A 24065-nucleotide genomic window follows, 5' to 3' on the forward strand; every position below is an offset into this window, starting at 1 on the left:
TCAGTCGATCAAATCTGCTTCCCGATAGCCAATTAAATACAGTACCGCATCAATTCCCAACGTTGAAATTGCTTGACGAGCTTGTGCGCGAACCATCGGCTTGGCGCGAAATGCAATACCGAGCCCCGCTTTTGCCAGCATTTTCAGATCGTTGGCACCATCACCAACGGCAATGGTCTGCTCTAAGGTAAAACCTTCACGTAACGCAATTTGCTCTAAAAGGTCGGCTTTGCGCTGCGCATCGACAATCGGTTCTTTCACATCGCCGGTCACTTTGCCATTTTCAATGACCAGCTCGTTGGCGTGGATTTCGTCAAAACCGAGCTTTTCCTGAAGATGGCGAGCAAAGTAGGTAAAGCCCCCAGACAGTATCACCGTGCGGTAACCAAAACGCTTTAAGTTCGCCATTAGTCGCTCAACGCCGTCCATTAATGGCAGCTCGGCAGCAATCTCTTTTAAGACCGACTCGTCTAAACCGGCTAGTTTACTCATACGCTCGCGGAAGCTTTCTTGAAAATCCAGCTCGCCACGCATCGCTCGTTCGGTCACGTCGGCGACTTCATCTCCGACCCCATGGCGGCGAGCGAGCTCGTCAATCACCTCAGTCTTGATCAGCGTCGAGTCCATATCAAAACACACTAAACGACGATGCCGACGCCAGATAGTATCTTCTTGAATAGCAATATCGACACCATGCTGGGCACCTAGCGCGAGCGCCTTTTCGCGTAGGGCTTCTAGCTCTACATCACTGCCTCTGAGCCAACATTCAACGCAAGCCCCGTTAGCAGGCGAGTCACCTTCAAGCGCTTCGCGGCCTGAAAGACGGTGAATTAGCTCAACAGTGAGACCAAACTCTGCGGTCAGCGATCCTACTTCAGCTAATATGCCGGCAGGCAGCTTGGGGGCTAGCAGGCTTAAGATTAGTCTTGGTTGGCTGGCTTGCTCACTCCAGCGCTGATAGTCGTCACCACTCACTGCAATTGCCTGCACGTCTAAGCCTAGCGTATCTCCTGCTTCACTAAGAGCGGCTTCCAAAGCGCTGTCCTGATCAAGCCCCACCAGCATTTCCAAAGAGAGCATGCCAAACGTCACGCTTTGATTAATATCCAACAGCCGGGCACGCCCAGCCGCCAACGCATTACCCAGGCCAGCTAACTGCCCTGGGCGTGCAACCCCGGTCGCACGAATCAAATAACGTGTTGCCATGACTTACTCCCCTGCCTCTAAACAATCTACTTTTTGGAAACCGCGAGGCAGTTTGCTGCCTCGCCTACCGCGTTCACCACGATAATACGCGAGATCGTCGGCTTTCAGGGTTAGCTTACGCTTACCGGCATGAATAATGAGTTCACCACCCTCTGCCACAACGGCAATATCGCGCACAAACTCTTCACGTCGAGCCGCACGCGGGCCGGGAATATCGAGCATTTTATTGCCTTTCCCTTTGGCCATTTCAGGCAGTTGATCTAACGGAAACAGCAGCAGCCTGCCTTCATTGGAAACCGATGCAACCCAATGGCCTTCGCCTTCCGGCACTTCCACTGGGGCCATAACGCTGCACCCTTTGGGAACACTCAGTACCGCTTTACCGGCTTTATTTTTGCCTGTCAGCGCCTCAAGCTGCGCGACAAAACCATAACCACCATCACTGGCCAATACGTATCGTTTGGTGGGCGGCGCCAGCATTAGCCCTGCCATGCGCGCACCTGCCGATACGTTGACACGGCCGGTAACGGGTTCACCCTGGCCTCGGGCACTAGGCAGGTTATGTGCCGCTAGGGTATAAGCGCGGCCAGTGTCGTCTAGTAACACCAAGGGTTGATTGGTTTTACCACGAGCCGCCAGTTGGAAACTATCGCCGGCCTTATAGGAGAGCCCTTCCGGATCGATATCATGGCCTTTCGCCGCACGAATCCAGCCTTTTTCCGACAACACGACGGTAATCGGATCAGCGCCTAACAACTCTACTTCAGAGAGCGCTTTTGCTTCACTACGCTCAACCAGCGGCGAACGACGCGCATCACCATGCTCTTTACCCGCCGCGCGGATCTCTTTTTCAATTAACGTGGTTAGCTTAGCTTCACTACCCAGCAAGCCTTGCAGCGACTTGCGCTCTTTCTCCAGCTCATCCTGCTCGCCGCGAATTTTCATCTCTTCCAGCTTGGCAAGATGGCGCAATCGCAGCTCTAGGATCGCCTCTGCCTGCCGCTCAGAAAGACCAAACGCAGCGATCAATGCCGGCTTAGGCTCATCCTCTTCACGAATAATACGGATCACTTCATCAAGGTCGAGGTAAGCCGTCAGTAGGCCTTCAAGAATATGCAGACGGTCTTCGACTTTACCTAAACGATGCTCTAAGCGGCGGCGCACTGTCGCTCGCCTAAAGCGCAGCCACTCGCTCAGCATATCGGGTAGCGGCATCACACGGGGGCGGCCATCCAGGCCGATCACGTTCATGTTCACCCGCACATTTTTTTCTAAATCCGTGGTGGCGAACAGGTGCGCCATCAGCGATTCAACATCCACGCGGTTAGAGCGTGGCTCAATCACCAGGCGAGTAGGCTCTTCATGGGTGGACTCATCACGCAGGTCGGCTACCATCGGCAGCTTTTTGGCCTGCATTTGCGCGGCGATCTGCTCTAACACTTTGGCACCGCTGACCTGATAAGGCACAGCGGTAATCACGATGTTGGTCTCTTCGCGCACATAGCGAGCGCGCAGTTTGACCGAACCGCGGCCTGATTCGTAGAGCTTGCGCAGGTCTTCTTTCGGCGTGATGATTTCGGCATCGGTGGGGAAATCGGGTGCCGGTACAAATTCCATCAGGTCGACAGTGGTCGCTTCCGGGTTCCGCAACAGGTGACAGGTCGCCTCTACCACTTCAGTCACGTTGTGAGGTGGAATATCGGTTGCCATCCCAACCGCGATGCCGGTACCGCCGTTGAGTAGCACGTGCGGCAAACGCGCTGGAAGCACTACCGGCTCTTGCATCGTGCCATCGAAGTTGGGGGTCCAGTCCACGTTGCCCTGGCCTAACTCGCTGAGCAGCACTTCTGCAAACTTAGACAGCTTGGCTTCGGTGTAGCGCATGGCAGCAAAGGATTTGGGGTCATCAGGACTACCCCAGTTGCCTTGCCCATCCACCAGCGGATAGCGATAGCTAAACGACTGGGCCATTAGCACCATTGCTTCATAGCACGCGCTGTCGCCATGGGGGTGAAACTTACCCAGCACATCACCGACGGTACGCGCCGACTTTTTGTACTTGGCATTGGCGTGCAGCGCCAATTCACGCATAGCGTAAATAATACGCCGCTGCACAGGTTTCATCCCATCGCCAATATTGGGCAAGGCGCGGTCTAAAATGACGTACATCGAGTAGTCGAGGTACGCTTTTTCGGTGTAATCGCGCAGGGACAGCCGTTCGACGTCACCCTCTGCTACTTGAATATCCATGTCGATCATATCCTACCTTAACAACAAAACCGCCCCAGTCGGGGCGGCTGATAAGCGGACACGCGGCCACTTAGCATGGCACGCTATGTTAATTGATACTTTTCATGCGATGCATTCGACAGTGCTGGAGCCTGGGATACCGCTTGCGCACCGCCGTGAAACTCGTCCAGCAAGCCTTTTAAGCGCTGGGCCTGTAACGACAGTTCATTAGCAGCCCCTGCGGCCTGGCTAACCAAGCCCGCATTCTGCTGGGTCACCGTATCCATCTGCGTTACCGCACTGTTAATCTCGTCAATGCCATTGGTTTGTTCGCTGGAAGCTTGGCTGATTTCGCTAATGCGTGCCGTTACTTCCTCAATGGCAACTACAATCTCTTTCATAGCGGACTCAGCTTCTTGAGCATAACCGCTGCCCGTCGCGATCTGCTCAGACGTGGTTTTGATCAGCCCATTAATATTTCTGGCCGATGCAGCACTGCGCGAGGCAAGCTCACGTACTTCACTGGCAACCACTGCAAAGCCTCTTCCGTGCTCACCCGCACGCGCTGCTTCTACCGAGGCATTCAGCGCTAATATATTGGTTTGAAAAGCAATATTTTCGATTACTTGAACAATTGAAGCGACTTCAACAGAGCTTTCGTTGATCGCTTCCATGGACTGCGCCAGCCTCGATACCTGTTGGCCGCCACGCTTTACTTTATCTGCTGATTCTTTTGCCCGTAGGTCGGCCTCTTGAGCGTTATCAGCGTTTCGTTTCACCGTAGCCGCCATCTCTTCCATCGTTGATGACGTTTCCTGAAGAGAAGCCGCCTGTTGTTCTGTTCGGCTAGAAAGCTCCGTATTGCCTGCCGCGATTTCAGTGGACTCGCTGGCGATGGCATCGGCCACGCTCCGCACATCACCAAATAGCCGCTGTAGCTTCTCCGAGTATCGATTAACAGCACGGCGCAGTTCGCCAATCTCATCCTCGCGATAGATGGTTAGCTCTCGACTCGAGTCATCCTGACCCAGCTGATCGATTTGGCGCGTAGTGCTGCGTATTTGCGCTAGCAAAATACGCCCACCCCACCACCCAAGCCCCAGTAAGAGTGCCAACAAGGGAACAATAAATAGCAGTAGATCACGTGTTAACGTGCGTGCCAAAGCCGTGACTTGCTCGCTAGGGGTTACCAACCCCAGCGTCCACCCCGTACGTGGCATATCAAATAGGCGCACCTCTGCAGCTTCTGCTAACACGCCTGCGCTTTCGACACTCGCTTGTTCCTGGCCAGCAGTTATCGCCGTAACAACGGGCTGGAGCCAAGGCATATCACGAGCAACGTCAGCTAAACCTTTCATCTCATCAGAGGCTTGCTCTACCCCCGGCAGGTCAATGACATTGCGCTCATTATCCAGTACAAAGGCGTAACCGCCTGTACCACCGCCATTTTCTGCAAGAAACTCGGCCACGCCGCCTAGCTGCATATCAATGGTGGCGACTCCGGAAAAAGCGTCATCGATATAATACGGAACACTACAGGTCACCATGGCAACCCCTGTCGCTGGGTCGCGGTACGCGGCAGACCAAACGCACTGCCCTGGCGTCGCATCGCGAGCACTGCTATACCATGCTTCGTCGTGGTATGGCGCAATAGTGCTTGCGTTGTAGTCATCCAGAAACTCCAACGCTCCCTGAGCATTACGTGCCCAGAAAAAACTGAAGCGCTCGACACCCGGCGAAAATGCGTCTGGCTCAGGCCAAATACCGCCTCCGGCAATTGTCATATTGCCGTTATCATCGACCACATTGGGCAGTGCTTGCCGGTAAATCGCTTCATCTTGAGGAAGCGACTCGGCCAACGCCGCTAAGCTCGAGGTATTCCCCTCGACGCGAGCCAGCTGGCCATTCAGCGCATTCACGATAGAGCCGCCCGTACGCTCAATCAATGACTGACTTGCATCGATCACCAGCGGCTGACCACGCCATGCCATCACGCCGTAAATACTGACAGCCATTAGTAGTGTGAGCACCACTGCAGACAACGTTAACTGCCGAGAGATTGTGTTGAACAAAGCTATTCCCCTGTCTATGAGCGTTTTTTTACGCGTCTTAGTATGTAAGCTACCTATTCAACTATCGGCCAAATAGCATGGCACTGTAATAATGCCTGTTAACGTTTGCCTAGCAGATTGGGCTCCCCCCTCCGGTCTTTATAACTGGCTTTGCAACTGTTGCGAAAACAGTCGCAAAAACAGTCATTAAAACCAGACTGATGACGCTTCTATCTCTGTAACTACACCTCTACATCAGCGAGATTGCCGTAATCTTCTAGCCATTTTTTGCGGTCACCGGCGCGTTTCTTGGCCAGCAACATATCCATCATTTCCATCGTGCCATCGCCCTCTTCCAGCGTTAACTGCACTAGGCGACGAGTTTCTACCGACATAGTGGTCTCACGCAGCTGTAGCGGGCTCATTTCACCCAAGCCTTTAAAGCGCTGAACGTTAGGCGTGCCACGCTTTTTCGCCAGTTGCTTGAGAATGGCGGCTTTCTCGCTCTCATCCAGGGCATAGTGCACTTCTTTACCTAAGTCGATTCGGTAAAGCGGCGGCATGGCGACAAACACATGCCCGGCATCCACCAGGCTGGGGAAGTGTTTTACAAACAGCGCGCACAACAGCGTCGCAATGTGCAGGCCATCGGAGTCCGCATCCGCCAGGATACAAATTTTGTGGTAGCGCAGTTTTTCAAGATCTGCGCTGCCGGGGTCGGCACCAATCGCCACGGCGATATCGTGTACTTCCTGAGAGCCATAGATATCGTGGGTATCGACTTCCCAGGTGTTGAGGATTTTGCCGCGCAGCGGAAGAATGGCTTGAGTTTCACGGTTGCGTGCTTGTTTGGCGCTACCACCGGCCGAGTCGCCTTCGACTAAAAACAGCTCACTCAGGGCAGGATCCTGGCCGGAACAGTCGGCGAGTTTGCCTGGCAGCGCGGGACCAGAAGTCACCTTTTTACGGGCGACTTTTTTGGACTTTTTCTGGCGCTGCTGAGCGGCGCTAATCACCATTTCGGCCAGCTGTTCAGCCTGTTCAATGTGGTGGTTAAGCCAAAGCGAGAAAGCATCTTTCAACACCCCAGACACGAAGCCCGCAATCGTGCGTGAGGAGAGCCGCTCTTTGGTCTGCCCGGCAAACTGGGGATCAAGCATTTTCACCGAGAGCACAAAAGAGGCTCGCTCCCATAAATCATCGGCGGTTAGCTTAATGCCGCGGGGCAACAGGCTGCGGTATTCACAGAACTCCCGCAGCGCTTCCAACAAACCTGAACGGAAGCCATTAACATGCGTGCCGCCCTGAGGCGTGGGAATCAGGTTTACGTAGCTTTCCAACAACGCGTCGCCACCTTCGGGCAACCACTGAATCGCCCAGTCAACGCCATGCTCATCGTCGCTAAAATGGCCGACAAAGGGTTCATTCGGTACCACTTCATAGCCATCGGTAGCTTCAGCCAGGTAGTCCTTTAAGCCATCGGCATAGGCCCATTCAGTTTTGGTGCCATCAGGCTCTACCAGCGTAACCGCCAGTCCAGGACACAGTACTGCCTTGGCACGTAACAAGTGCTTTAACTTTGAAAGGGCGAGCTTTGGGCTGTCAAAGTAGCTCTCATCTGGCCAAAAACGCACGAGAGTGCCCGTCGCTTTTTTCGCCGCTTTACCAATTTCGTGTAGCTCTTCGACTTTTTCGCCAAACTCAAAGGCCATGGCATGGCGCGCGCCATTACGAGTAACTTCAACATCTAAACGGCGCGATAAGGCATTAACCACCGACACGCCAACCCCATGCAAACCGCCCGAGAAGCGATAGCTGGAGGAGGAAAACTTGCCACCCGAGTGGAGCTTGGTAAAGATTAGCTCGACGCCCGACACGCCATGTTCAGGGTGCAAATCGATCGGCATGCCACGGCCGTTATCCTGCACTTCGATGGCACCATCGGAATGCAGCACCACGCTAATAGCCGATGCATGCCCTGCGAGGGCCTCATCGACACTATTATCGATAACCTCTTGAGCGAGGTGGTTAGGCCGCGAGGTGTCGGTGTACATACCGGGACGCTTACGCACCGGCTCGAGCCCTGACAGGACTTCGATGGAACTCGCGCCGTACTGGGAGGCATCAAACTGGGTCATGTAACATCGGTTCCTAAAAAAATAGCGCTAGCAGCCGCTCTTAAGTACTTAAAACAAAGCGTACTGAAACAAAACTCATTGAAACGAGTCTTTGGCGGCTTACAAAAGGGCACAGGATAGCGGAAAAGCAAAAAGCTGTATATCCAGCCATGAAAATCAGAATAGCGTGCTACCCCTGCTCTGCCGCCCAAAACGCCTCAATCAGGCCGCGGCTGGAAGCATCCATACGGGAAATATCACCGCCTCCATCAATGATCGCCTGGGTGTCAGTGGCAATTTTCTTACCTAGCTCAACGCCCCACTGATCAAACGGATTAATATCCCAAATAACCGCCTGTACAAACACTTTGTGCTCATACAGGGCGATCAGTGCCCCTAGCGTAAAGGGTGTTAGCTTATCCAACAGGACCGTTGTAGAGGGCTGGTTCCCACGGTAGCGCTTGTGCTCTGGGCGAGGGCCTTCATCCTCTAGAGCGTCATCCCCCAGCATCAGCACTCGTGACTGAGCAAAGCAGTTCGCCAACGCTAGGCGGTGCTGTGCTTTTAGATGGCGACGTGTATCCGGGTCTTCCACTTCATCGTAGCGCTTCAGCGGTGCTATAAAATCACATACGACCGGCTGGGTGCCCTGGTGAAGTAACTGATAAAAGGCGTGTTGAGCGTTGGGACCAAGCTGCCCCCAAAGCACTGGGCACGTTGAATAATTCACCGCTTGGCCTTGGCGCGTCACCGACTTACCGTTGGACTCCATCTCAAGCTGTTCAAGATAGGCAGCAAAGTACTCTAAGCGTCCGTCGTAGGGCAGTATCGAATGGGCACGAATATCCAGGAAATTGACGTTCCAGATACCAGCTAACCCCAGCAGTACTGGCAGGTTCTCTTCCATCGGTGCATCACGGAAGTGGCAGTCCATTGCATGGGCACCCGCCAACAGTTCACGGAAGTTATCCATACCTACGACGAGCGCAATCGGGAGGCCGATGGTGCCCCACAAGGAGTAACGCCCGCCGACCCAGTCCCAGAACATCAGTTGGTGATCTGAGGAAATACCCCACTCACTCATCTTTTCAGGGCTCGCCGACACACCAATGAAGTGCTGGCGAACAATTAACTCTGCGCTTAATGGTGCGGCATTGGGAAGATCGCCATGCTCAGAAAGCTTTCCTAATAGCCAGTCTTTGGCCGTATTAGCATTGGAAAGCGTGTCGATAGTGGTAAACGACTTGGACGATAAAACAAACAAGGTTGTTTCAGGATTAAAGCGACTTAGATAATCCGCCAGCTGGGAGCCATCCATGGTAGACGCAAAGTGCACGTCCAATGGGTGCCCCTCTTTTGGACGATAATCTGCCAGCGCATGGGTGACCATTAACGGACCAAGATCCGAGCCGCCGACACCTAAATTCACCACATGCCGGATCGGCTTACCGGTTGCACCACGCCACTGCCCCGCCTGTAAGCGCTGCACCAAGCACTCCATTTGGGCAAGGCTGTCATGCACAGCGGCCACCACATCTTCCCCTTCTACTTCAAGCGTGGCATCAGCAGGTAACCGTAAAGCTGTATGTAGTGCGGGGCGATTTTCACTGACGTTGACACGCTTTCCGCTTAGCAGCGCATCAATCGCCCCAGGCATTCCCGCCTCATGCGCCAGCGCCAGCAAGTGTTCAAGGGTGTCATCATCCCAACGCTGTTTAGATAAATCCAAGGTTAAACCTGCCACTTGGCGCGTGAAGTTCAACCAGCGACTGTCATCATCACCGAACAAATTTTTTAAGTGTACCTGTTGTAGCGTGTCAGCATGATGCTTCAACGTCTGCCATGCGGGTAGTGTATCGGGGGTTGTGCGTGTTGCTGAAGCCATATGCCTTCTCCTGTGGCGCCATTCCATGCAGCAGGAATCTGTTATAAACAGGTCTGTTCTGGTGTATCAAGGGCGCGTAAACTACGCAGTCTCATTAATAATCCTGGCTTGCCCATGAGTGATGCATCTTACCGCGACGCTATCTTTTCAACACCCTTAGATAAGGTGGCAAGGTTCTCCTTCGACGAACAGGTCGTTGCGTGCTTCCCTGATATGATCCGCCGTTCAGTGCCCGGTTACGGGCAAATCCTCGGCATGTTGAGCTTAATTGCCCAACGCCATTTGCGCCATGGCGCTCACGTTTACGACCTAGGTTGCTCGCTGGGCGCATCCGGCCTGGCACTGGCGGGTGCACTTCCCGCCGATGCCTTTCGTTATACCGGTGTGGATCTTTCACCCGCCATGGTGGCTAGGGCCAAGCAAACCTTTTCAGAAGAGTGCCCAGACCATGCCATGCAGATCGAGGAGGCCGACATACGCACGCTTGAGTATGCACCTTCCGGCATGATCATTCTTAATTTTACGCTGCAGTTTCTGCCCCCTGCCGATCGCGATGCGCTGCTGAAGCGGCTTTACGATGCCCTTGAACCGGGCGGCGTACTGATTTTATCGGAGAAAACCATCGATGCCGATGAGCGGGATAACGCATGGCGAGTCGAGCGCTACCATGACTTCAAGCGTGCCAATGGCTACAGCGATATGGAAATCAGCCAAAAACGCACAGCGCTGGAAAACGTGCTGATTCCCGACACGCTTGATGCCTTACATGGCCGCTTAGCCCTAGCGGGCTTTCCTCGCTCAATGACTTGGTTCCAGTACTTGAACTTTACCTCGCTGATCGCCTTCAAGGAGGATTAAGGTGCCGCTGTTACCCGATGATCATCGCGCGCTTTATCAGGCATTTTTAGATCAAGCCAGCCAGGATGCCGCACTGACACCCTGGCTTGCCAAGCTGCCTGAACAGCTGGCCAATGGGCTAGATCGCCAGCGCCATGGCGACCTGTCCGCCTGGGAGAAGGCAGTTGCCAAACTACCTGTTCTACCCGAAGAGCGCCACGTCGATCTTACCAGCGATACAGTGAGCGTTGATGTCGCTTTGAGTGATAGCCAAAAGCGCCAGTGTTTTAACCTGCTGCGCAAACTGTCGCCCTGGCGCAAAGGCCCCTTTCGCTTGGGTGGCATTGATATCGACACCGAATGGCGCTCCGACTGGAAATGGCAAAGAGTCGCCCCGCATCTCGCGCCGCTAAAGTACCGTAAGGTATTGGATGTTGGCGGTGGCAGCGGCTACCACGCTTGGCGCATGGCCGGAGAAGGCGCAGCCTTTGTGCTTGTGATTGATCCTTCACCACGCTTTTATTGGCAGTTTCAGGCGGTGCGCCACTTCGTTGGCAATGCCGACGGCGGCCGCACGCAGTTTCTACCGGTAGGCATTGAAGATGTGCCGGAAAAGCTGGGATTTTTCGATACGGTATTTTCCATGGGCGTGCTCTACCACCGTCCTTCGCCACTTGAGCATCTGCAGCAACTAAAAGAGGCGTTAGCCCCTGGCGGTGAACTGGTGCTAGAAACACTAGTGGTGGAAGGCGATGAGCAAACCGTGTTTGTACCCGGCGAACGCTACGCCGCGATGCCTAATGTTTACTTCCTGCCCTCTTCAAAAGCGCTATGCCACTGGCTAGAACGGTGCGGTTTTACCAATGTGCGAGTGGTCGACGAAGCGCTAACAACACTTGACGAGCAGCGCTCAACCGAGTGGATGACCTATCAATCGCTAGCGGATTTCCTCGACCCCAGCGACCCAACCCGCACCATTGAAGGCTACCCCGCCCCACGTCGAGCGGTGATTATCGCCAACCGAAACTAATACGAATACGTTATGTCGTATTTTCAGCAGTATAGGCCTTAATGAAACAGTTCTTAATTACACAGCCAGTCATCACCTAGTTCATAATGACGTGCTCACTAATAGAACATCGAGGAGTAAAGATGGGTTTTTTAGCATGGATTCTATTCGGTCTTATCGCCGGTGTTATTGCAAAAGTGATTATGCCTGGTAAAGATCCAGGTGGCCTTATCGTTACCATTCTTCTCGGTATTGCTGGCGCCTTTGTCGGTGGCTGGATTGGCTCACTGGTTGGGCTTGGCACCATGGGTGACTTTAGCTTTGGAAGTTTTGTGACCGCTATTGTAGGTGCTTTGGTATTGTTGGCTGGTTACCGGATGATTAAGAAGTAATTTGTCTGCATCCAACGCATAACGCTGAAAAGCCGCTCTAATGTTGAGCGGCTTTTTTGTTACTCATCGTGGCTTCCCAAGCTCTAGCCAATCTCAACGCCGCAAAATCACCAGCCAGCGGCCAAGGTTCATCACGCTGGCTAACGAAGCAGCAACGTAGGTGAACGCGCAGGCGGTAAGCACATGGCGAGCGCCGGGCATGTCATAGGGCGGCACGTACTCTTTAAGCAGTGGCAGTGCACGGTTAAAGCTGGCATCGAACTCAACGGGCAGCGTCACTAGATGCACCAGCGCGGCGGTGCCAAAACTAATAACGGCCATGGCGATAACCGCTGCCAGCCCACCGGGCAGTCTTGTGAGCACAAACAGAAACGGTGCGGCCATCATTAAAATAGCGCCCAGCTTTTCTGCCTTTTGCGCTACTTGAACCAAACGACTTCGGGCTAGCAAAGGCGCGTAGCCTTCATGGTGTTGAATAGCGTGCCCGACCTCGTGGGCAGCTACGGTCACCGCCGTCAGTGAACGGCCATCATAGTGGTCCGGGGTGAGACGTACGCAGCGCGATTCCGGGTCGTAATGATCACCAAATTCGCTACGCTCAACTTTCACACCGTCAACACCCAAACGGCGTAGCAGATGCTCAGCAAGCTCCGCGCCGGTACCCGGATAGTCATCCCGTCCACGGGTGTGGCGTTTCAACACCCATTTTGCCCATAAGTTAGGCAGAACAAAAATGGCCAGCGCCAATACGATTAACACAATGACCATGATCACACTCACCGCTGATTAAGAGCCTAAATTAACGACCCGCTAAACCGTGTTTAGTTTTACCATGAGCACAAAATAGGCGCACTCACCTGCAACTATTCAGGGTCATGGTGATGCGCGTCTACATCCCGCTGCACAGCCTGCAGCCCTCTGGCAGAAATATCGCCTTTAGAGTAGGCATGTTCGGCGATCAAAATACTGTCAGCAGCGAGTACTAATTCACAATCAGTATGGGCAAGTTCATCCCGTAAACGCTGAATCGCCTCTTCCCGTTGAGGATCCTTATCAACCCGACGAATATAGATCGCTTTGATTCGCGTCGGATATGCCTTCACCACCTCGGTATAAACCTCTGGGTCGTGCTGGCCGCTGTCACCAATCAAAATACAGGGCATATCGTGATAGAGCGCTAACATGCGGTCGATCAAATCACGCTTGTGCGCTTCGGCCCGCCGAGGCCACGGGCGGCGCAGAGAAATCCCCCACTCGCGTAGAAACAGAATGGGCCCGACGGGTATGCGATTGAGTTGAAAGAAGGTTTCCAACATCTCATAGATTGCCCAAGGCCCTCTGGAAACATACAAAATAGGCCGTTCAGCTTTCTCAGTTTCCCCTCGATACAGCGCCTGATAAAGCGATGCCACCCCAGGAAAAGCCGTGCGTCGATGCGGCTTACGGACAAACAAGCGATACAGCATTTTGAGCTTTTCAGCGACACCAGTGAACATGACGGTGTCGTCAATATCACTGATCACCAACAGGTCTGCTTCGGGAGGCGGCACGTAAACTTCGACGCTGGTCCGGATTGGCGGGTGGCCGTCAGCATGAACCATGATATCGGCACGATGCCAGGAAACATCAACCGGTAACGCAGTACTGATCGGCAAGTGAGCGTCAAAGTAACCGTCGCGGTCAGTCGTTAGACACAGCTGATTATCGCCAATGCGTATATCCACTTTGGCATTAGCGAGGCCGCGTCGAAAGATACGTCGAGCAACATCTGCAGTGTCTCGCAACATACCTCGCCGAGGTATCGCCCTACCTAATGCGGCCTGACGAAACACGCGCCCCATCACAAACACCTCTTGCTGGGAACCATAACCACGGTAGGGGTGCACCATCATCCCCCCATGACCGCTGTCGCGCTTCATCGGCTGTGCCACCACGTGAGCCAACCGCTTGGCAAAGCTTGCCCACTGGTGGTACCACGCCATTATTGGCACCCACACGAAAAACACTCAGCCACGTCATCGGCAACCGCTATATTTTGCGTCATTCCCAACATTGTTCACTTCCTGTGATGGCTCTGTTAAATAGCTAAACGGTCACCAGTGTGGCGTAATGGCGGGTGTCCCTCAACCGCCAAAAGCCATATTGCTAAGCGTTGTACAACACTTCTCCCAAGCCGCTCACGTCATAGCCTTGCAATGCCCCCGCCCGCTGGATAAAACGCTCCTGGCGAGTAAATGAGATAAGCGCCTGAACCGCTGGCTCGAAGTAACTTCGGCGGTGCATCACCAAGTCAAATGATTCTTCAATTAGCGGTATAAAGTGTAGGTGTTGACGGTGGGCTGCTGCTTCGACCCCAAGTCCAACGTCCGCTTCACCTTGAGCAATGGAAAGGGCCAGATCATCTTCGCTCAACGAAACGTTAGCTGCCAAATTTAGTGTATTCGGTTCAATCGCTGACCGCTGTAGCAGGCAACGCAGCAATTGAGCCGCACCTGCATCAGGCTGACGGTGGGCAAGCGTAGCCTTCTGCCGAGAAATATCATTAAGCGTTTGAATGCCCAGTGGATTTCCTGGTGCCACTAGCAACCCTTGCTGACGCTTCGCCCAATGCAGCACGATTAAGTCCCGCACACCCCCCAGCCCTAGTGCCGCTGGCTCGTTATAGCGCCCGGATTCAAAGTTGAGTAAGTGAATACCCGCCAGCATCGCTTTTCCTTCCATCAAACGGCGCAGGCCATCGCCACTGCCGTGGCACAGTGAAGCCAAATCACTACCGCTTTCGCGAACCGCCCACTCCAACAGTGGATCTTGGCTACCCGCCACTATCAACGGCAGCGGCGAACGCAGCGCTTGGTCACCTTCTAAATGGCTAAGCACCCACATATCGATATGCTGACGAGGAAAGAGCAATTTTCCGGTAGCGCGGCTGCAAGGTATCTGCCCCTGGCGCACCAAGTCATACACCTTTCGCTCTTTTAAGCGCAGGTAGTCGGCCACCTCTGCCGTGGTGAGGAATTCCCTTAACATGCTCATGTGCCTCGCAATTTACTGCATATAGCTGCATATATTTCAGGCTAAAGTGCATTACATCAAGTTTGCGTACATTATGCTAGCGGATGCACCTAAGATGATTGAACTCACATGATGTCGGTTGTTAAAACGATGCTGAATTACAAAAATGAGGGTGCGAACAGCAATGTCCCCAAGTGAGAACCCCTTTTACACAGCGTTTGCCTTGATTCTGGGCATGGATCAGGGGCTAATCGATATCGTGATGCTGTCACTGCAGGTATCGCTGCTTGCAGTACTGCTCGCTAGTGCACTGGCATTACCACTGGGCGCAGCGCTGGCTCTTTGGCGCTTCCCTGGCCGCAACGCGTTGATCGTGCTGCTTAACGCGCTCATGGGTCTTCCCCCAGTGGTCGCTGGGCTATGTGTTTATCTACTGCTTTCCCGCGCGGGGCCACTAGGTCAGTTTGGGCTGCTGTTTACGCCAACGGCCATGGTGATTGCACAAGTCATTTTAGTATTCCCGATTATTGCCGCGCTTACTCGCCAGCAAGTAGAGACACTGCATAACGAGTATGCCGAACAGCTGCGCTCTCTTGGCCTGAAGCAGCTACGGATGATGCCTACTCTACTGTGGGACGCACGTTTCGGACTTTTAACCGTGATACTCGCAGGCTTTGGCCGCGCTAGCGCTGAAGTCGGTGCAGTGATGATTGTCGGTGGCAATATCGATGGCGTCACCCGCGTAATGACTACAAGCATTGTGTTGGAAACCAGCAAAGGCAACCTCCCCCTCGCGCTGGGGTTAGGCATAGTGCTGCTTAGCCTTGTAACGCTGATTAATGCATTGGCTCACACGGTCAGTGAGACGGCTAAAAGGCGGTTAGGATGAACGCGTCTGTTTTTCCACCAGCTAGTTATCCCCAGTCTCTTATGACGACCGTGCCTTCGCTGCATTTTGATCAGGTCAGTTTTGAGCATCGCGGCCATCGTTTACTCGCCCCCTCCACGCTGACACTCTCAGGCTGCCAGCGCACACTTATTATGGGTCCCAACGGTGCAGGAAAGAGCCTGTTAATGCGTTTGGCCCACGGCCTGCTCACCCCCAGTAGTGGCCACATTAGTTGGCAGGAAGAGCCGCCTGCCCAAGCCATGGTGTTCCAGCGCCCGGTGCTACTGCGCCGCTCGGCAATCGACAATTTGACCTATGCCCTGGCAGTTAGCGGAGTGCCACGTCGGCAGCGCAAACATATGGCCCTGCAGGCACTCGAAAAATTTGGCTTAGTCGCGCTTGCCAAGCGTCCTGCCCGGGTGCTCTCCGGCGGCGAACAGCAGCGCCTTGCGCTTGCTCGTGCCTGGTTACTTAACCCTGCCGTGCTGTTTTTAGATGAGCCTACATCTGCTCTAGACCCTGCTGCTATCAAAGCGGTTGAAGATGCGGTAAATGAATTTCACCAGAACGGCACCCGCATCATTATGACGACCCACGACCTGCATCAAGCACGCCGCCTGGCTGATGAGGTGGTGTTTATGTATAGCGGTCAAGTGCTAGAGCACACACAGGCCCAACACTTTTTTGACACGCCAGCTTCCACACAAGCGGGAGCCTTTATTCGCGGCGAACTTGTTTGGTAACCCCAGGAGAAACCCTATGAAAAAAACCACAACGTTGGCTACCGCTAGCTTATTAACCTCAGGATTAGTAGGCCTCTCGTGGAGTGCCTCACTGCTCGCTAACGATGATTTCATCACCTTAGCGTCAACCACTTCCACTGAAAACTCAGGGCTATTTGACGCGATTATTCCTACCTTCACCGATGCCACTGGCATTGATGTGCGTGTGGTCGCTGTAGGAACAGGACAAGCGTTTGAGATTGCCCGCCGAGGAGATGCCGATAGCCTGCTGGTGCATGACACGGCGGGCGAAGAGCAGTTTGTCGCCGATGGCTACGCCAGCGAGCGCCTGGACGTCATGTATAACGACTTTGTGATTGTCGGGCCCAGCGATGACCCTGCAGACATTAGCAGTAGTGCCAACGTCGCCGAGGCGTTTGCACGTATCGCGGAAAGCGAATCGCCCTTTGCATCCCGTGGAGATGATAGTGGCACCAACCGTGCCGAACTGCGTTTATGGGAAGATGCAGAGGTGACCCCTCAAGGTGAATGGTATCGCGAGTTAGGCAGCGGTATGGGCCCAACCCTAAACACCGCAGCAGGGATGAACGCCTACACATTCACTGACCGCGCGACTTGGGTAGCGTTTGAAAACCCGCAAGACTTAACACTGTTATTTGAAGGCGACGATGCGCTGTTTAATCAGTACGGCACTCTGCTGCTTTCTGAACAGCGACACCCGCACTTGAAGCATGATTTAGCGGCCCAGTGGCACCAGTGGCTGGTGTCTGAAGAAGGACAGCAAGCGATTGCCGATTTTACTGTCGACGGCCAACAGCTATTTTTCCCTAACGCGCAGTCTTCGTCTAACACACAGTAGCGCTGCTCCTTACGTAAAAGCCGCCTTGATCTCAATGACCAAGGCGGCTTTTTGATTCAGCTCACGTACCTGCTACCAGTACCTACTAACAGTACCTGTTAACGCAGCAAGTCGCGCACATCCTTCGCTTCCCAGTGCGGAAAATGCTTACGCACCAGCGCGTTCAAATCACGCTCAAAGGCTGCCCAATCAGTAGCGCCACTGACCTGCTCGCGGGCATCGGCTGTTCCGCGAATCATGCCAGCGCCAACCGTTACGTTGGTCAGTCTGTCGATGATGATAAAGCTACCAGTACCAGGGCTGGTTCGATAATCATCCACTGGAATCGCGGCTGTTAACTCTACCTCACAACGAGCAATCGCGTTTAACCCCAGCGAATCAGTGGCATGTCTTTCAAGTGTATTAACGTCAATCTGGTACTCGATGGCACTTACCTGCCCAGATAGATCTCGGGTGGCGAGCTTAAAGTCATACAGTTTTCCCGGCGCCAGTGCATCTTCATGCATCCATACAATATCCGCCATGAACGCATTAGAAAGCGGTAAGTCGGCGTCGGCACTGACAATCCAATCACCGCGGGAAATATCAATCTCATCTTCCAGGGTGACAGTTATTGCTTGGCCTGGATAAGCGGCGCTTAAGTCGCCGTCAAACGTCACAATTCGCTCAACCCGTGACGTTTTACCCGATGGCAGCGCTTTTACTTCCTGGCCTGGGTGCAGAATACCTGCCGCTAATGTGCCGCAATAACCGCGAAAATCTAGATTCGGGCGATTAACGTACTGTACCGGCAAACGTAAATCAGTGAGGTTTTGGTCACGACTGATTTCGACACTTTCCAGCAGCTCAATCAGCGTTTTACCTTCATAATCCGTGCCGAAATACCAAGGCGTCTGATCACTTGGGTTGACGACATTATCGCCGTTGAGTGCCGACATGGGTACAAAGCGAATATCCGGCGCGCTAAGGTTGGTGGCAAACGCGCGGTACTCATCAACAATCTCGTTGAAACGCTGCTCGGAGAACTCCACCAAATCCATTTTGTTTACCGCAATCACCAAGTGCTGAATACCCAGCAAATCGGCAATAAAGCTATGGCGACGGGTTTGAGTCTGCACCCCATAACGGGCATCGATCAAAATAATTGCTAAGCTGGCCGTTGAAGCGCCGGTAGCCATATTTCGGGTGTACTGCTCATGCCCTGGGGTATCAGCAATAATGAACTTACGCTTTTCGGTGGAAAAAAAGCGATAAGCAACATCAATGGTAATGCCCTGTTCTCGTTCTGACTGCAAACCATCTACCAACAGCGCCAAATCAACTGTGTCACCGGTAGTGCCACTGGTTTTAGACGCTTGGGTAATTGCCGCCAGTTGATCTTCAAAGATCATTTTAGAGTCGTGCAGCAGTCGCCCGATCAGCGTAGATTTGCCGTCATCAACACTGCCGCAGGTAATAAAGCGCAGCAGGTCTTTGTTTTCGTGCTCGTGAAGGTACTGCTCGATATTGTCAGCAATTAAATTGGATTGATGAGCCATTAGACCTACTCCTTAAAAATAGCCTTCGCGCTTTTTCTTCTCCATCGAACCGACCTGGTCACGATCAATGGCACGGCCACTACGCTCACTGGTTTTGGTCAACAGCATCTCTTGAATAATCTCGGGCAGTGTAGCTGCCGTTGATTCCACCGCACCGGTCAGTGGATAACAGCCCAGCGTTCTGAAACGCACAAACTTCTCTTCAGGCACTTCACCTGGTGCCAAAGGCAAGCGATCATCGTCAACCATAACCTGCATGCCATCACGCTCAACCACAGGACGCTTGGCGGCGTAGTAAAGCGGCACAATCGGAATCGACTCAAGATAGATGTACTGCCAGATATCCAGCTCGGTCCAATTCGAAAGTGGGAAGACGCGAATTGACTCGCCCTTGTTAACGTTGGCGTTATACACATTCCAAAGCTCAGGGCGCTGGCTCTTCGGATCCCAGCGGTGGTATTTATCGCGGAAGGAGTAGACACGCTCTTTAGCGCGCGAGGCTTCCTCATCACGCCGTGCGCCACCGAAAGCCGCATCAAAGCCATGCTTATCCAGCGCTTGCTTGAGCGCCTGAGTTTTCATGATGTCGGTATATTTCGCACTACCGTGGTCGAAGGGGTTGATATTGGCAGCCCGCCCCTCTTCATTGGTATGCACAATCAGCTCCATCCCCGCTTCTTCTGCCATGCGGTTACGAAACTCGATCATTTCACGAAACTTCCAGGTGGTGTCCACATGCATCAACGGGAATGGCGGTGTCCCCGGGTAGAAGGCTTTGCGCGCCAAGTGCAGCATTACCGAGGAGTCTTTACCGATGGAGTACATCATGACCGGGTTACTAAACTCAGCGGCGACTTCCCGGATAATATGTATCGATTCAGCTTCTAGCTGCTTTAGATGGGTCAAACGTGCCGCGTCGGGTGTGGCAGACACCTCACGCTGGGACGCCGACGTCGCAGAAAACTGGTTCATTACCTACTCCCTCACAAAACGGTGCTTGCACGTGCAAACGCTATTTGCCGCCTAACGGTAGCGTTGCCGAAAGACGGTTATTTGAGGATAGGGTAACGCCGAGTCAATAATAACCCAAAAGAATTAATAACTATCTTTTTATATCTTTATTGCCTAACAGTGTCATCACAGGCACAGACTATACGGCGACACGCTCAATCCAGGTCTGCCAATCACTGCCATGCAGATCAATGATTCGATAGCCGGGTCGAGACGCTTCATCAATCGCAAACTGCTCTGCGCCGGGTAAGAACTGGTCTGCGATGGCAGGACAACCATACACGTCAATCTTGCCATCCGCGGTACGGTGCGACTGGGCATAGGCTTGGTGGGCATGACCAAACAGGATGATCTTAACCTGAGGGTGGCGGTTTAACAGTTGCCAAAACGCATCGCGATCTTGAAGGCCAATAGCGTCCATCCACACAGCGCCCACATCAACGGGGGGATGATGCATCACAATCAAGGTAGGGCGATCATCTTCTTCTAGGCGCTCAGCCAGTGCGTTTAAGCGCTCAGCGCCCAATTCGCCATACGGATGGTCTTCCACATGGGTATCCAACAGCAATAATCGCCATTGGACCAGGTCGACTTCCTCCACCAGCGGGTGCTCCGCTTGCATGAATGCCAACTGATCGTGATTGCCAGGAATCCAGAACCATGGGCACGGCAATGATGCCAGCGCTTGGCATGCCAACGCATAAGAGGCAGCCGTTTCATCTTGGCTTACATCTCCGCTAAATACGACGATGTCGGGCCGTTCAGCAATCACTGCTTCCAGCACACGCTCAAACTGCTGCCACGGAATTCCCGCCCGTGAGCGAGCCGCCTTATCGGCATGCAGGTGCGAATCGGTAATCTGAACCAGCCGCATCAGGGTAACTCCGGCATATCATAGGCATGACCATGGGCTAAGCCATGCGCCAGCCACTCACCTAGAAAGCGATTCAGTTGCAGCTTCTCATCTGGCTGGTGCATTCTGGCATTCGGGTAACGATAGCGACCACTAAAGTGGCGCTCACGCTGAAAATCAGTCACTTCTGCCATACGTACATCATGGTAGAGATGGACACGCATTCTGGGGCCTTCAATAACCGCATCTAGCGGCCCACTCTGGGTCACTTCCACCATCGTGGTATAGGGCGCCTGCTCCAGAATCTTAAGATGTAAATCGCCGAAATGCTGGTCATCGCCATGCAGCGCGATATCACGTCGCTGGCCACTTTCCATATCACCTACCAAACGAAGCATGCGCATATAGTTGGCGCTACACTCGCCCTGCAGGGACTTTAAATCGGTGACATAGGCGGTTCTAGCCATGTTCACTCCTTTTCAGATTCGCTTGGCATTGTCGCTGCTCGATGAGAAGCAGCACGCAGCGAAGCGCGCTGGCTCGCTAACCAATGTAGCCCAATCAAACACATGGCGTTATCGAGTCTTCCCTGCTCCAGGAGTTCCCATGCTGTTGGGAACGTCACCACATGAACACGGATATCTTCGTGCTCATCATCCAGGCCATGGATTCCCCCCATACCCTGGGTATCGACTAAGCCACAAAATAGCGTCACGCGCTCGTTACACGCCCCTGGGCTTGGATAATAAGTATGTAATTTAGTCAGCACGCCAACCTGGCAGCCAGACTCTTCCATGGCTTCGCGGCGGGCAACATCTTCAAGAGATTCGTCTTTATCTGCCAGCCCCGCCACCAACTCTAACTTCCAAGGGGAAAGCGGATCGTCAATCGCGCCAGCACGAAACTGTTCGACAAGTACTAACGCGTCACGAGCAGGGTCGTAAAGCAGCACACCAACAGCGTCGAAGCGGTTATGCACCTCACGCCGCATCGTGCCGCTCCAACCACCTTCAAACAGACGATGACGCAGTTCTAAGGCTTCCAAACGGAAAAACCCCTGATAAAGGGTCTCTCGCTGAATAAGCTCGACATCGTCTCGGCCTAACTGAGGCGGCGCTGACGCATCGGGCACTAATGAATTAGGGCTAGATGCCATGAAGCACTCCCAGTGTTAACAATCGTTCTATTATCAATGCTTACCACTGGGAATGCCAATGCGCCTATCAACCTTAGCGTTTCTATCAACCTTAGCGTTTCTATCAACCTTAGCGTTTCTATCAACCTTAGCGCTAGACGCCTTGGCTAACAGCCTACAGCTCGCCGAGTAATACCTCGGCATCTCGACGCAGTGCTTCATCAGATGCTTGACGGGTCTCGCGTGCAGTACCATTCACCGCGCGCTGGGCATGCTCGCGAGCAGCTTGGGTATTGCCTTCTTCTTTCAAGAACGCCGCGTAGTAATAGTTCACATCAATACCGTCTGGGCGAATCTCTAGCGCGCGCTGGAACATGCGCTCAGCGGTATCGCTGTTGCCAAAGCCTAAAGGCCTGCCTGGGGCGCGGTCGTATAGCGCTCCTAGCGTGACATAAGCCGAGCCATTGCCGCCTTGTGGGTCGATTTCAATGGCCCGCTCCAGCACATCGCGGGCATCGCCCGCGGTGCCTAATGCACCAAGCCCGCCGCGTTCACGTGCATAGGAAGCCAGCACGATGCCTTGCCAGATTAATACTTCCGCTTGATCAGGGTGTTGGCTAGCCAGTTGCTCAGCCTCACTGGCCAGCGCTTTAAGCGTGCTCTCGCGCTCGTTAGCTGGCATCTCAGTGACGGTGTGTTCCCAACGATTTTTTAGCGAGAATACGTCGCCTTCATAAGCCGACACACTTAATGGGGCTAGCGCTAAGGCGCTGCCTAACGCCGCTGCAATGAGTAACCGAGAAAAAGGGGGTGTGCGCATAATAAGCTCCTGGTTTATTTTTGTGCTTTCTAACAAGTAATACGTTTGGTTTTGGGGTCTGAAATCACCCACACCCATAATGTAACGAACGTTTGAATGAATCGCCAATAAATAAGCGCTTTGTTAACCACACTGCCATTAGCGTAAGCTGGTGCTCTTTGAGGAGGTGAAAAACGCAATGAAAGGCCGAAATATGACGCGCTGGCGCGATCCAGCGAAAGACCCGCGCCAACAACCTAAGAGCAACCTGATCACAGCAGAGGGTGCGGCTCGCCTGCGCGCTGTCCTGGACCATTTATCGCGAGTTAAACGCCCCGCCATTTCGGCCAAAGTCGGCGAAGCGGCCGCCCAAGGAGACCGCAGTGAAAATGCCGATTACACCTATAACAAGAAAGAGTTAAACCGCGTTATTGCGCGTATTGGCTACCTAACAAAACGGTTGGACGAACTGCAGATTGTTGATCGTCTGCCCGCTGACACCAGCAAGGTTTTTTTCGGCGCGTACGTAGATTTGGAAGATGAAAGCGGAGAGCAGGTTCATCTTAGAATTGTTGGCCACGACGAAATCGATACCAAAAAGCGCTGGATCAGTATCGATGCTCCCATGGCCAAAGCACTGCTCGGGAAAGAAGTAGACGACGATATCACGGTACTCACACCCAATGGCGAGACGTTCTACACCATCACGGCGATCCGTTATCCGGGCATGAAATCACCGTCTACTTGAGGCGGTAAGGACTACTCTTCTAACGAGTAATCTACCGTAGTGACGACTCTGATTCGCTTGATATGGGGTGTATAGCTATCGAGATCTTCAATGGAAAAGTAGCCCTGGGTCGCTTGGCGTATTCCCCCAACACCACTACCAGAATCTTCGGCAAACTGCTGGGCTGCATTGCGTGCATCAGCAGTCGCTTCAGCAATCATTTCAGGCTTAATCGCGTCTAGGCCAGTAAACAAAAACTCAGTGCTGTATTCATAGCTAGGCGACAACAGCACGCCTTGACGTACCAAAGCAGTGGCTTGGGGCACCGCCTCTATCACCCCACTAACATTATCAGTACGTAGCAGCAACGTAGCCTCAGCGCGATAGCGCTCGTCTGGGCGTTCGCCACCATACATATTGCTAAATTGATCAGTAATACGCGGTGGCGTTACGCTGACGTTGCCCATATCGAAACCACGGGCCTCCAGAAATTGGCGAATTAACTGCTCATTGCTGGAGAGTTGCTGCTCTAAGTCAGAAAGCGAATTGGCATTAACAGTATAGTTAAGTGGCCATAGCACCATATCCGCCGCCACTTCGCGCTCGGCCAAGCCACGCACGGTGACACTGCGTGAAGACTGCTGCCAAACCTCAGCAGCCCCTTTAAAGTAACTGCCTCCCCACACGAGCCCCAGCGCCAGCAAACCGCCCAAGATCAACGCACTGCCAATAACGGCCGTCGTACGAACGCTTCCTGTCATTTCCATCTCCTT

General features: G+C 53.4%; 22 protein-coding genes. 7 read left to right on the forward strand and 15 right to left on the reverse strand.

All coding sequences use genetic code 11. The annotated features are described in order from the left end of the window. From serB to pgi, 5 genes are all read right to left on the reverse strand, one after another. Positions 1 to 1206 carry a phosphoserine phosphatase SerB gene (serB, locus tag ACN06F_RS11385; RefSeq protein WP_038485677.1) on the reverse strand — a complete coding sequence of 402 codons (1206 nt, stop codon included), beginning with the start codon at positions 1204 to 1206 and terminating at the stop codon, positions 1 to 3. Positions 1207 to 1209: 3 nt separating this feature from the next. Next, entirely contained in the window at positions 1210 to 3465 is a 2256-nt protein-coding gene (gene parC / locus ACN06F_RS11390; protein ID WP_231657136.1) for a DNA topoisomerase IV subunit A, read from the reverse strand. A gap of 74 nt (positions 3466 to 3539) precedes the next feature. Next, positions 3540 to 5507, reverse strand: coding sequence for a methyl-accepting chemotaxis protein (locus ACN06F_RS11395; RefSeq protein WP_120386745.1), 1968 nt, complete (start codon positions 5505 to 5507; stop codon positions 3540 to 3542). Between the two features lie 221 nt (positions 5508 to 5728). Continuing rightward, a complete protein-coding gene (gene parE, locus ACN06F_RS11400) occupies positions 5729 to 7624 on the reverse strand; it encodes a DNA topoisomerase IV subunit B (protein ID WP_095603217.1) in 1896 nt (631 codons plus the stop codon). 169 nt (positions 7625 to 7793) lie between these two features. Beyond that, the gene (gene pgi / locus ACN06F_RS11405; RefSeq protein ID WP_433923921.1) at positions 7794 to 9488 is read right to left on the reverse strand and encodes a glucose-6-phosphate isomerase; all 1695 of its coding nucleotides are present in this window, start codon (positions 9486 to 9488) and stop codon (positions 7794 to 7796) included. Between the two features lie 114 nt (positions 9489 to 9602). Here pgi and cmoA point away from each other — a divergent pair, with 114 nt between their 5' ends. The 3 genes from cmoA to ACN06F_RS11420 all read left to right on the forward strand — a co-directional run bounded on the left by cmoA (position 9603) and on the right by ACN06F_RS11420 (position 11726). Further along, positions 9603 to 10346 carry a carboxy-S-adenosyl-L-methionine synthase CmoA gene (gene cmoA / locus ACN06F_RS11410; protein ID WP_038485692.1) on the forward strand — a complete coding sequence of 248 codons (744 nt, stop codon included), beginning with the start codon at positions 9603 to 9605 and terminating at the stop codon, positions 10344 to 10346. Between the two features lies 1 nt (position 10347). Beyond that, entirely contained in the window at positions 10348 to 11355 is a 1008-nt protein-coding gene (gene cmoB, locus ACN06F_RS11415; RefSeq protein WP_433923922.1) for a tRNA 5-methoxyuridine(34)/uridine 5-oxyacetic acid(34) synthase CmoB, read from the forward strand. 122 nt (positions 11356 to 11477) lie between these two features. Next, positions 11478 to 11726: a GlsB/YeaQ/YmgE family stress response membrane protein gene (locus ACN06F_RS11420; RefSeq protein WP_038485698.1), complete on the forward strand. Its 249-nt coding sequence runs from the start codon at positions 11478 to 11480 to the stop codon at positions 11724 to 11726. Positions 11727 to 11819: 93 nt separating this feature from the next. On the opposite strand, the gene ACN06F_RS11425 is transcribed toward ACN06F_RS11420, so the two are convergent. From ACN06F_RS11425 to ACN06F_RS11435, 3 genes are all read right to left on the reverse strand, one after another. After that, on the reverse strand, positions 11820 to 12494 hold the full coding sequence (locus tag ACN06F_RS11425; protein WP_095603218.1) for a zinc metallopeptidase: 675 nt from the start codon (positions 12492 to 12494) through the stop codon (positions 11820 to 11822). 95 nt (positions 12495 to 12589) lie between these two features. Beyond that, positions 12590 to 13708 (reverse strand): App1 family protein, encoded by a 1119-nt coding sequence (locus ACN06F_RS11430; protein WP_038485704.1) that lies wholly within the window; start codon positions 13706 to 13708, stop codon positions 12590 to 12592. A 163-nt stretch (positions 13709 to 13871) separates the two neighbouring features. After that, a complete protein-coding gene (locus ACN06F_RS11435; protein WP_232482825.1) occupies positions 13872 to 14759 on the reverse strand; it encodes a helix-turn-helix transcriptional regulator in 888 nt (295 codons plus the stop codon). A 163-nt stretch (positions 14760 to 14922) separates the two neighbouring features. Here ACN06F_RS11435 and ACN06F_RS11440 point away from each other — a divergent pair, with 163 nt between their 5' ends. Genes ACN06F_RS11440 through ACN06F_RS11450 form a run of 3 tightly spaced genes read left to right on the forward strand, consistent with a single transcriptional unit; the run spans position 14923 to position 17229 of the window. Next, positions 14923 to 15627, forward strand: coding sequence for an ABC transporter permease (locus ACN06F_RS11440; protein ID WP_433923923.1), 705 nt, complete (start codon positions 14923 to 14925; stop codon positions 15625 to 15627). After that, positions 15624 to 16370, forward strand: coding sequence for an ATP-binding cassette domain-containing protein (locus tag ACN06F_RS11445; RefSeq protein ID WP_433923924.1), 747 nt, complete (start codon positions 15624 to 15626; stop codon positions 16368 to 16370). Before ACN06F_RS11440 ends, ACN06F_RS11445 begins: the two co-directional genes overlap by 4 nt. A 16-nt stretch (positions 16371 to 16386) precedes the next feature. Continuing rightward, complete coding sequence (locus ACN06F_RS11450) at positions 16387 to 17229, forward strand: substrate-binding domain-containing protein (protein ID WP_433923925.1); 843 nt, start codon at positions 16387 to 16389, stop codon at positions 17227 to 17229. Positions 17230 to 17327: 98 nt separating this feature from the next. Here the strand turns inward: ACN06F_RS11450 and cysN are convergent, their stop codons facing one another. The 6 genes from cysN to ACN06F_RS11480 form a co-directional block, all read right to left on the reverse strand. Continuing rightward, positions 17328 to 18767 carry a sulfate adenylyltransferase subunit CysN gene (gene cysN, locus ACN06F_RS11455; protein WP_089037580.1) on the reverse strand — a complete coding sequence of 480 codons (1440 nt, stop codon included), beginning with the start codon at positions 18765 to 18767 and terminating at the stop codon, positions 17328 to 17330. A 12-nt stretch (positions 18768 to 18779) separates the two neighbouring features. After that, a complete protein-coding gene (gene cysD / locus ACN06F_RS11460; RefSeq protein WP_433923926.1) occupies positions 18780 to 19739 on the reverse strand; it encodes a sulfate adenylyltransferase subunit CysD in 960 nt (319 codons plus the stop codon). A 178-nt stretch (positions 19740 to 19917) separates the two neighbouring features. Next, a complete protein-coding gene (locus ACN06F_RS11465) occupies positions 19918 to 20652 on the reverse strand; it encodes a phosphodiesterase (protein ID WP_433923927.1) in 735 nt (244 codons plus the stop codon). Further along, positions 20652 to 21098, reverse strand: coding sequence for a DUF1249 domain-containing protein (locus tag ACN06F_RS11470; protein WP_009721899.1), 447 nt, complete (start codon positions 21096 to 21098; stop codon positions 20652 to 20654). The genes ACN06F_RS11465 and ACN06F_RS11470 overlap by 1 nt, the downstream gene beginning before the upstream one ends. Positions 21099 to 21100: 2 nt before the next feature. Beyond that, complete coding sequence (locus tag ACN06F_RS11475; RefSeq protein ID WP_038485731.1) at positions 21101 to 21787, reverse strand: NUDIX domain-containing protein; 687 nt, start codon at positions 21785 to 21787, stop codon at positions 21101 to 21103. A gap of 154 nt (positions 21788 to 21941) precedes the next feature. Beyond that, a complete protein-coding gene (locus ACN06F_RS11480; RefSeq protein WP_038485734.1) occupies positions 21942 to 22586 on the reverse strand; it encodes a tetratricopeptide-like helical in 645 nt (214 codons plus the stop codon). A gap of 178 nt (positions 22587 to 22764) precedes the next feature. Between ACN06F_RS11480 and greB the strand changes: the two genes are divergently transcribed. Beyond that, positions 22765 to 23313, forward strand: a complete 549-nt coding sequence (greB, locus tag ACN06F_RS11485; protein ID WP_084183742.1) for a transcription elongation factor GreB — start codon at positions 22765 to 22767, stop codon at positions 23311 to 23313. An 11-nt stretch (positions 23314 to 23324) separates the two neighbouring features. Here the strand turns inward: greB and ACN06F_RS11490 are convergent, their stop codons facing one another. Continuing rightward, positions 23325 to 24053 (reverse strand): SIMPL domain-containing protein, encoded by a 729-nt coding sequence (locus ACN06F_RS11490; protein WP_038485737.1) that lies wholly within the window; start codon positions 24051 to 24053, stop codon positions 23325 to 23327. Positions 24054 to 24065: the final 12 nt, after the last annotated feature.

The organism is Vreelandella sp. 21 (assembly GCF_050995515.1).
Classification (GTDB): domain Bacteria; phylum Pseudomonadota; class Gammaproteobacteria; order Pseudomonadales; family Halomonadaceae; genus Vreelandella; species Vreelandella alkaliphila.